Annotated in this window: 9 protein-coding genes; all 9 read left to right on the top strand. The window is 49.8% G+C overall.

What is annotated here, in order from left to right; genetic code table 11:
- The first annotated feature begins 129 nt into the window (after positions 1-129).
- Positions 130-879 carry a sugar transferase gene (locus tag I1969_RS10565; RefSeq protein WP_229028400.1) on the top strand — a complete coding sequence of 250 codons (750 nt, stop codon included), beginning with the start codon at positions 130-132 and terminating at the stop codon, positions 877-879.
- The gene (locus I1969_RS10570) at positions 880-1,989 is read left to right on the top strand and encodes a glycosyltransferase family 1 protein (RefSeq protein WP_195235089.1); all 1,110 of its coding nucleotides are present in this window, start codon (positions 880-882) and stop codon (positions 1,987-1,989) included.
- A complete protein-coding gene (locus I1969_RS10575; protein ID WP_117629447.1) occupies positions 1,989-3,107 on the top strand; it encodes a polysaccharide pyruvyl transferase family protein in 1,119 nt (372 codons plus the stop codon). The genes I1969_RS10570 and I1969_RS10575 overlap by 1 nt, the downstream gene beginning before the upstream one ends.
- A 12-nt stretch (positions 3,108-3,119) precedes the next feature.
- Positions 3,120-4,325 (top strand): Coenzyme F420 hydrogenase/dehydrogenase, beta subunit C-terminal domain, encoded by a 1,206-nt coding sequence (locus tag I1969_RS10580; RefSeq protein WP_195235090.1) that lies wholly within the window; start codon positions 3,120-3,122, stop codon positions 4,323-4,325.
- On the top strand, positions 4,318-5,535 hold the full coding sequence (locus tag I1969_RS10585) for a glycosyltransferase family 4 protein (RefSeq protein ID WP_195235091.1): 1,218 nt from the start codon (positions 4,318-4,320) through the stop codon (positions 5,533-5,535). The genes I1969_RS10580 and I1969_RS10585 overlap by 8 nt, the downstream gene beginning before the upstream one ends.
- Before the next feature lie 16 nt (positions 5,536-5,551).
- The gene (locus tag I1969_RS10590) at positions 5,552-6,496 is read left to right on the top strand and encodes a glycosyltransferase (RefSeq protein WP_195235092.1); all 945 of its coding nucleotides are present in this window, start codon (positions 5,552-5,554) and stop codon (positions 6,494-6,496) included.
- A gap of 9 nt (positions 6,497-6,505) precedes the next feature.
- Positions 6,506-7,738, top strand: coding sequence for an O-antigen ligase family protein (locus tag I1969_RS10595; RefSeq protein WP_195235093.1), 1,233 nt, complete (start codon positions 6,506-6,508; stop codon positions 7,736-7,738).
- Positions 7,739-7,771: 33 nt separating this feature from the next.
- A complete protein-coding gene (locus tag I1969_RS10600) occupies positions 7,772-9,187 on the top strand; it encodes an MATE family efflux transporter (protein WP_195235094.1) in 1,416 nt (471 codons plus the stop codon).
- 27 nt (positions 9,188-9,214) lie between these two features.
- On the top strand, positions 9,215-9,318 hold a 104-nt coding region (locus I1969_RS10605), incomplete at its 3' end, for a sugar phosphate nucleotidyltransferase (protein WP_267471237.1).

The raw sequence follows: 9,318 nt of genomic DNA on the forward strand, positions 1-9,318 counted from the left end.
GTCAAGACGCCGGCGCCCGACGGGGAGACGGCGAGTTAGCCGGCAGGTCGGCATGTCAATCCTGGTCTAACAGAGCCTTTTGAATTCATCGATTGGGGGACCCCTGGGGACAGGGACGTGGATTTGAACTTGACCACTAAAGAAGCGACAGGGCAAAACGCGTCGGTGGGGGCCGCGCTCGTTGCCCAGCCCATGAACAGCGGCGAGGTGAGCGTGCGCTACAAGGCCATGCAGGCCGTGAAGGACTGGGACCGTACGCGCCTGGCATACCGCACCGTCAAGCGCGCCTTCGACATCGTGTTCAGCGGCTGCGTGCTGGCCGTAATCGCCATTCCGAGTCTGGTGCTGGCCGCGGCCATCCGTCTGGAGAGCGAGGGCAACCCGTTCTACAGCCAGATCCGCGTGGGCCAGACCCATCGCGACGGCAGGCTGTCCACCTTCCGCATGTGGAAGTTCCGCTCCATGTACAAAGACGCCGACGAGCGCCTCGCTGAGCTCAAGGGACAGAACGAGATCGCCGGCGCCATGTTCAAGATGAAGGATGACCCCCGCGTCACCAGGATCGGCAAGTTCATCCGCAAACACTCCATCGACGAGTTCCCGCAGTTCCTGAACGTGTTCCTGGGCCAGATGTCCGTGGTGGGCCCGCGCCCGCCGCTGCCGAATGAGGTGGCCGAGTACACAGAATTCGACCTGAAGCGCCTGGCCGTGAAGTCCGGGATCACCGGCTGGTGGCAGGTGACGGACCGCAACGACACCGACTTCGACGGCATGGTCCGACGCGACCTGGAGTACATCGCCAAACGCGGCGTGGTCACCGATTTAAAGATTGTTCTCCTCACAGTCGTTGAGGTCTTTACCGGTGGCGGTGCTTGCTAGATGACTGAACCGATTAGGGTAGCCCAGGTTGTTGGCAAGATGGTTGGCGGCGGCGTCGAGGCCGTTGTCATGAACTATTATCGCCATATTGACCGAAGTAAAGTCCAGTTCGATTTTCTTGTCGATTCAGATTCGACGCTCGTGCCACGTGAAGAGATCGAATCGCTTGGTGGTCGAATCTTTGAGATTCCGCCCTACCAGCATGCGATTGAATATCAGCGAGAGCTTCAAAGCCTTTTTACGCAAGAGGGCTGGAAGATAGTGCACAGCCATATCAACGCGCTTTCTGTCTTTCCGCTTCGCGCCGCGAAGAAGGCAGGGGTACCCGTGCGTATCGCCCACAGCCACTCGACGAGCGGCAAAGGCGAGTTTGCAAAAAATGCCCTTAAAGGCTTTTTGAAACTGTTTTCGACAAGGTATCCAACTGATTTGGCGGCCTGTACTGAGTATGCCGGTAAATGGCTGTTCGGCTCATCCCATTTTACCGTCTTTAATAATGCTATCGATTTGAGCAGTTTTTCTTTCAATCGATCGATTAGGGATGAGCAACGTGCTGGGCTTGGAGCGCAGGACGATACGCTGGTATTGGGGAATATCGGTAGGTTTATCCCCCAGAAGAACCAGCTGTTTTTGCTTGATGTTTTCAAGGCGGTTTATGTTCAGAATCCTGATTCCATCCTTGTTATCTGCGGCGATGGAAAGTTGAGACCGCAGGCGGAGGAAAAGGCGCGCTCGCTGGGAATTGCGTCAGCGGTGCGTTTTCTCGGTCAGATTTCCAATGTACAGGACGTCTATCAGGCGCTTGATTTATTCGTTCTCCCTAGTCTGTACGAGGGCCTCGGAATGGTCGCGATTGAGGCCCAGGTCTCCGGTCTCCCGTGCATCTGCTCTGAGAGGGTCCCCAACGAGGTCGCGCTATCCGGTCGGTGCAGCTTCGTTCCGTTGAGTGCGGGCATTGAGGGCTGGTCCAATGCGATCCTTACCACACGCACAGATGTCGTTAATCGTTCCGATCCCCAAGCATCTCTGGGGCTTGAATCTTATGACATCTTTAGGGCAGCGCCCAAGCTCGAAGAGTACTACCTGAAGTTATTTGAAACGGTGAATTAATGAATATTTGTATTTTAACGTGGCTCCATAATCAAAATTTCGGTACGTTGCTTCAGGCTTATGCCCTACAGCAGTTTTTGAAGGCAGAAGGGCATGACGTTGTCGACGCCGACTATCTTCCCTGCGTTAAAGAAAAGCTACTGAACTGGGCGATCAACCGGAACTCCTTCGATTTATTTGCTGGCAAAGCACGCGAGCTATTCAATCGCAAGAAGGAACATGATGACTTCGGATCCTCGACGGCTGACGTATTCAATCGCTTTTTGAGCCAGAACATCGAGACCACTGATCGGATTGTCGATACAGACGGACTGGTCGATTTACGGGGAAAATACGATGCATACGTCTGCGGATCTGATCAAATCTGGTCCCCTTATCTTTTGAATAGAAATTTCTATCTCTCTTTTCTAAGCGACAGCGATAAGAGAATCGCGTATGCACCCAGCTTCGGTGTCACGAGCACCACGCAGAGGAAGAAAAAGATCATTACCGATCTGATTAAAACGTTCAGCTCTGTGTCTGTTCGTGAAGATGCGGGCGCGGATTTTGTCGAATCCCTCGGTCTCGAGCGCCCTTCACAGGTTGTGGACCCTGTCCTGCTCCTGTCGAAAGAGGACTGGGCCCCGCTCATCAACGGTAAATGTCCTGAGCCCGGGAAAATCGTCTGCTATTTCCTTGGGAATAGGCCGTTTTACAGGAAAGCTGTCGATTCGATTTCAAAAGAGCTCGGCTGCGAGGTCGTGACGCTTGTCGGTTCAGGTAAAAATGCTGTCGACGAGCAGCTCAATCCGCGTTACGGGCTTGGTCCCGATGAATGGCTCGCTTATCTGGCGAGCGCGCGGTTCGTGTTAACCGATTCGCTGCACGGTACGCTGTTTTCTCAAATTTTCCGCAAAGACTATTACTGCTTCAAGAGATTTGAGGAGACCGACAAGCGCTCTCAAAACTCTCGAGTCGAGAGCCTCTCGAGGCTCTCGAATACCGAGGATCGTCTGCTAGATGGCTATGACAGTCACATGAACGCTACGGAAATCGAGGGCTATGAGAAGCGACTGTCCGACGTGGAGTCGCTCATCACGTTTTCGAAAAAATGGCTCTTGGATGCTCTTGAGCAATAGGGGGAAGTTAGCTTGAGCAAGAACATCGACACAGTTTCTCACCGGGCCTGCTTTGGTTGCGGGGCTTGCGCGGCCAAATGCCCTTTTTCCGCTATTACTATGCGTACCTCGCCCGACGGTTTCGAATATCCCGTGGTGGACGCAGCGAGATGCACCTCCTGCGGTCTTTGCCTGCGTACCTGTCCGGCGGAAAACCAAGTCGACGCGGACTCGGAGGCCATTCGCGCCGCTGTCTTGCAGAGCGATGACCCGGACGAGCTCGCGCAAAGTTCGTCCGGCGGCGTCTTCTCCCTTCTTGCGAAACGGATACTATCGGACGGCGGGCGCGTTTACGGCGCCGCCTGGGATGGCGTCGATTGCGTCAGGCATATCGGTATATCCGAGCTTGCCGATATCGCGCTCCTGCAAAAGTCCAAATATGTTCAGAGCGATGCTAGCGAATCGTATCCCGAAGTGCTCAGCGATCTCAAATCCGGCAAGCGAGTCCTCTTCAGCGGTACTCCTTGTCAGGTTTCCGCGCTGCGTCTCTATTTGGGTAAACCGATGGATGGGCTGACAACCGTCAGCGTTGTTTGCCACGGTGTACCAAGCTCTTCCATGTTTCGTTCCTATGTTGACTGGCTCGAGCTTCGGGAGAAGTCCGATGTCACCGCACTGACTTTTAGAGATAAATCGAAATTCGGATGGGGCCATAACATAAAAATCGAGTTATCCGACGGCAGGATTATAAAGAGGCCCGCTGCATTCGATCCGTTTTATGGTTCCTACATCAAAGGCCTGATCAGCAGATCGTCTTGCTACGGCTGTCCTTTCAGAGGGTGCGACAGTCCTGCCGACATCATCCTCGGTGATTCCTGGCGTTCTGAGTCTGTCCAAGACTGCGGACATCCCGAGAAGGGTGTTTCGGCCGTTATCGTGAAGACCGAGCGCGGGGCAAAATTGATCGATGAAATAAGCGATTGCGTCGCCTACTCTAACAACGGCCTTGCTCCGGATGATGTGCTGCTGCATGAAGATCCTAATAAGCGCTCGGATCTTGAGGAAAGGCGCGATGCCGTTATCGAGCATTTCGAGGCTACAGGATTACAAGTCTTTGATTCCGTCCTGGCGCCGAATGCGACTCTTTTCGACCGTCTGAAAATGCTGCTCCCCCCGTCGATGCGCCTGCGTGTAAAGCGGTTTGTCCGATCTATCAAACCTAGGACCGTGCATGAGTAACTTCACCACAGTGATAACGATTTGCGACCGTCCCCATATCGGGGGCGGAGCTTCAAAAATCGCAATCGAAACAGCAGCTGCTCTGGCGAGGATAGGTGTCAACAGCTATTTCTTTTCAGCGTTGGGTGACCCCGATTCCTCCTTAATCGAATCGGGCGTTGTTTGTGTCAATTGCGGGCAGAACGACGTCCTGAACGGAGGCGTCTCCGGCGCTGTCCAGGGTATCTGGAACAGGCGCTCGGAAACAGCGCTGGATGATCTACTGAAGCAGCTCGATCCGAAGACGACGGTCGTCCACGTTCACTCTTGGACGCACTCCCTTTCTCCCTCGATATTCACGGCCATAGGGCGACGGGGGTTCAAGTGCCTGATCACAGCCCATGAGTACTTCCTCGTTTGTTCTAACGGTGGACTCTACGATTATGTGAATCATTGCAACTGCGGAATTGCCCCCGGTTCTCCGAAGTGCCTGCTGCACAACTGTGACAAGCGCTCATATATCCAAAAACTGTATCGATCCGTTCGCTTTTCCGTGCAGGGCTATGTTTTGAGAGCGCTGCGCCCGGCTGTCGCCTTCGTTTCAGATTCCAGTCGTCGTTTGATTGAGCCCTATCTAACATGGGATGCCGAGCGATTCGACTGTTTAAATTACGTCGATGCGGACAAATTCCAGCATGGGTTTGATGCAGATTGCGAGGCTTACCTATTCGTTGGTCGCCTGAGCCCTGAAAAGGGCTGCGATTTATTTTGCGAAGCCGCCAGTAGGGCCGGTGTGGAAGCTATCGTCATCGGTGACGGTACCGAACTGAAGAGGCTGTCGGACAGCTATCCGGATATCAAATTCATGGGCGCGCTGTCCCATGATGAAGTGCTTTCCGTTATGGGACGCTCACGTGCGATCGTTATACCTTCGGTTTGTCGAGAGACGTTTGGGCTCGTCGCCTATGAAGCAATGATTGCTGCCGGCCTGCCGTGTATCGTTTCGGATGTCGGCGATGCGGCCTCCTTTGTGAGGTCGAAAGGCCTCGGCGAAATTTTCAGCGCGGGCAGTGCCGAGTCGCTATCTGACGCAATGGTCAATATGCTTGACCCTGATGTTTGTTCTCGTTATAGGAAAGCGGTTGAGAAGGCGGACTTCAGCTGCCTTGAAAAGACCGCATATGTTGAACGTCTTATAAGTATTTACGATCAGCTAATAGCTGAGCATTAATTGGATGAAGGTTTTAATGGTTACGGTTGTGATGTCAGTCTATAACGGCACACGATATCTTACTGAGCAGCTAGACAGCTTGCGACTTCAGACCGTGTCTCCGGACCGAGTACTAATCGCGGATGATTGCTCGACAGACGAGTCGTTCGATCTCATTGTCAAATATATCGAGGAACACGGACTCGGTAATTGGACCATCAACAAGAACCGCTCTAATTTCGGCTGGCGCAAGAGCTTTAAGCGGCTTCTCGACCTTGCATCTATAGACGATGGAATCGTCTTTCCGTGCGACCAGGATGATATCTGGGAACCCGATAAAATCGCTGTGATGTCCTCAATCCTCGAGAAGGACCCCTCGATTGAGGTTCTCAGCTGCGCCGTCGAGCCGTTTTATGAGTGCGGCGGTAAAAAAGTAACAGTCTATGGTGCCGTCGATGATTCCAAACCTCTGGACGATTTGGAGACTCCGGTTTTCGATAGCAAGTTTATGTCGGTACGGCGCCCCGGATGTTCGTATGCCGTTAAATCGAGTTTTATAAGGGAAATCATGCCATATTGGCAGGATGATTTTGCGCATGACGGTATGTTATGGCGCTTCTCATTACTGAAGGGGACCCTCAGACTTCTAAATCAGCCCTTGATTCGGTTCCGCAGGCATGACTCTAATGCAACTGAGATGCGACATATTGACAAGAAATCTCGTGTTGCTGAGATAGGGATGTGCTTGAGATTTTCTAAGGTTTTAGAAGAATACTGCAGTAGTAATCCTGGCGATTATCGTATATCTTCTGCGCATATAGAGCATTACGGTTCTGTTTTAAATGCCCGTTTGCACTTGCTCGTAGGTGGCCTAAAAATAAGTGATTTAGGCACCATTCTAAAATACCGTAAGTATGAACTGTCAAATCGTTCCCTGCTTGGTGATTTTAAGGCCTTAATCAGTTCCTGTGACAGTAAGTAGGTGTTTAGAATGCTTGAGCTATTTACTAATGAATTCACTATTTTGATTTTTGCCGCAATCTTAAGTGTCATTTCTCCCGTTAAAGGACTATTTTTTTCTGCTCTAGGATTGCTCGTTTTCAAAGAAGTTCTTTCTGGGCGCCTCTACAAAGTGTTTTTAAATAACGCTATTCCCATTGTCGTTATGGGCGCGATGGTTTTCTTTTCTGCCATTGCGTTTACGTCCCGAAGCATTAATGAATCCCTCCTTACGGTCTGCTCGTATTTCTTTTGCATCCTTCTTGGTTATATTTACGGTAAAGTAAAGAACGATGACTGGGTTGAGTCTGCATTGCTTATGCTTCGCAACGTTATGGTGTTCGCCTGCCTTTTTAGCTTTGTCCTTGAAATTGTTTTAGGTCAACGACTAGTTACAAATGGTTCCTTTTCTTTTCTGCAAACTGTAACGATTGATAATCCATCCTTGTATCGACTGCGTAGCTTTTTCGGTCATGCAATCGTATTTGGCCAAATGATAGTTATTGCTGTTGTAATCAACTATAAATTGGAGACGGGCAGGATGAAACGTCTCTTATACTCTGTAGTTCTTTTGGTCGCTCTGCTTCTGACAAAGAGTCGTAGCGCATGGATTATTCTCATTGATTTAGCATCGGTGTACCTGATCTTTCGCCTAAAGAACCCCGAGTATTCTAAATGGAATTTAATTGCCCTTTTAATTCCAACTGTATTGCTACTCGTTTTCATTCTCTACAAGTTTGGACTGTTTAACTTTGTGGCTTCTCGATTTGGTGAGCTTGAAACTGATGTTTCATATAGCCAGCGTTCCGGAGCCATTGCCTATATTATTCATAGCTTTTTAAGCAGGCCGCTGTTTTGGCTTACTGGAAATGGTTTTGGCAGTAGTCGCATGACTATGCTGGGCACGACGGTTGAAATTAGCGGTTTTTCAACGGTGGATAATGGTTTCCTTGCAATGCTGTATGAATATGGTTTTCTTGGAATTTGTAGCTTTGTATTCTTGATAATTTCCGCTGGCATCGGTTCGTTCAGGTCGGGTTGCGAACTCGATCAAGTACTATTTACCGTCTCCTGTATATGCTGTGCGGAGCTCATATTTTATTGTGAGCTTGGTTGGTGGGTGCCAACGGTTATCTTGTTTGCTTCCTGTGGACTCGTTCTGGGTAGAACGAGTGCTCGGTATTCAGATTTGTGCGAGTCAGGCCCTTTTTTGATTTCTGAATAAATCAAGGATGTTAGTTTAAACAAACGAGGTTGAATGAATTATTCGTCTATTGCACGCAACACTATGATTGCGTTTGCTGCACAGTTTATTTCTCTATCGGTCAGTGTTGTCATGTCGCTGCTCGTACCGAAAATCGTTGGTGTTGCTGATTATGGATACTGGCAGCTGTTCATGTTTTATACGACCTATTCCGGCTTTTTTCACCTTGGCCTGAATGATGGTGTCTACTTGATTAACGGGGGTCTCTCTCGTGATGAAATCGATAAGAGCTCAATAAAATCCCAGTATATCTTCGGTGCTTGTTTCCAGGCAGTGATTTGCCTCGGCATCACTTTTGTTTCGCTGCCTCTTGTCGATGACGCAAATCGAGTATTTGTTATCGCGTCTTTTGCGCTTTACACCGTCGTCTATAACCTGACAAGTTATTTGGGCTTTGTCTTTCAGGCTATGAACGAAACTAAGCTATTTTCGTTTTCTACAATGCTAGACAGGCTGGTGTTTCTGGCTCCGCTCCTTGGTTTAATTGGATTTAAGGTTTCGGACTACCATCCCTATGTCTACGCGTATCTCGTTTCGAAGATTATTGCGCTCATATATTGCTCTTGGATGGGCAGGGATATCCTATGTGCTAAATCAGTGTCTTTTGGCAACTCGCTTAAGGACGGTATCCGCAGTATCATCGTCGGCGTAAAGCTGATGATTGCGAACATCGCCGACACACTGATCCTCGGGGTATCTAGGTTTCTTATCGATCATTTTTGGGGTATCGTCGCCTTTGCAAAAATTTCGTTCTCCCTCTCTCTTGTCAATTTCTTTATCACTTTTGTCTCGCAGGCGAGCATGGTCTTATTTCCTGCTCTTAGGACAGGTTCTGATGAGGAGAGAGTTCGTTTTTACATTGGCATAAGAAATGCCATCGAACTCATTTTTCCTGCAATCTTTTTGTTCTATTTCCCTATGGTTTGGTTTTTGGGGGCGTGGCTTCCTCAATATGCCGAGAGCCTTAGATATTTTGCGCTCTTACTTCCGATATGCGTCTTCAATACGAAGATGAGCCTTTGCTGTACTACCTATTTCAAGGTACTTCGTAAAGAACAGCTGCTCCTGAAGTTGAATATCGTCACTGTTATTTGTAGCGCTGTTTTTTCTATATTCGGTGTTCTTGTCCTTAACTCACTCGACGCCGTCCTGTGTGGCGCCGTTATCTGCATTATTGGCAGGTCGTTGTGGTCCGAGCTCTATCTGAACGAACAGCTTAGCGCCCCTGGTTCAACTAGGCCGTTTCAGGAAATCCTGCTTACAGCCGCTTTTGTCTTGTTCACTGAGCTTTTATCTGGTGGAACTGCGGCGATTCTATATGCATTAGTCTACGTTGGCTATCTCTTGCTTAATCATTCTGCGCTGAAAAGCGTTGCTTCATGTTTGACCAAACTGAAGAAGCAGCGATAGCTACATCAAAATGGATTGGATTTTAATATGAAAGGCATCATCCTCGCCGGCGGGTCCGGCACCCGCCTGTACCCGCTCACGCTCGTGACCTCCAAGCAGTTGCTGCCGGTCTACGACAAGCCCATGATCTA

This window comes from Collinsella aerofaciens, from assembly GCF_015548375.1.
Taxonomy (GTDB): Bacteria; Actinomycetota; Coriobacteriia; order Coriobacteriales; family Coriobacteriaceae; genus Collinsella; species Collinsella aerofaciens_AB.

Bases quoted from the DNA above. Each gene is read 5' to 3' on its own strand.
- I1969_RS10575 (WP_117629447.1), top strand. From the start codon at position 1,989: ATGAATATTTGTATTTTAACGTGGCTCCATAATCAAAATTTCGGTACG.
- I1969_RS10585 (WP_195235091.1), top strand. From the start codon at position 4,318: ATGAGTAACTTCACCACAGTGATAACGATTTGCGACCGTCCCCATATC.
- I1969_RS10595 (WP_195235093.1), top strand. From the start codon at position 6,506: ATGCTTGAGCTATTTACTAATGAATTCACTATTTTGATTTTTGCCGCA.
- I1969_RS10600 (WP_195235094.1), top strand. From the start codon at position 7,772: ATGAATTATTCGTCTATTGCACGCAACACTATGATTGCGTTTGCTGCA.
- I1969_RS10570 (WP_195235089.1), top strand. From the start codon at position 880: ATGACTGAACCGATTAGGGTAGCCCAGGTTGTTGGCAAGATGGTTGGC.
- I1969_RS10590 (WP_195235092.1), top strand. From the start codon at position 5,552: ATGGTTACGGTTGTGATGTCAGTCTATAACGGCACACGATATCTTACT.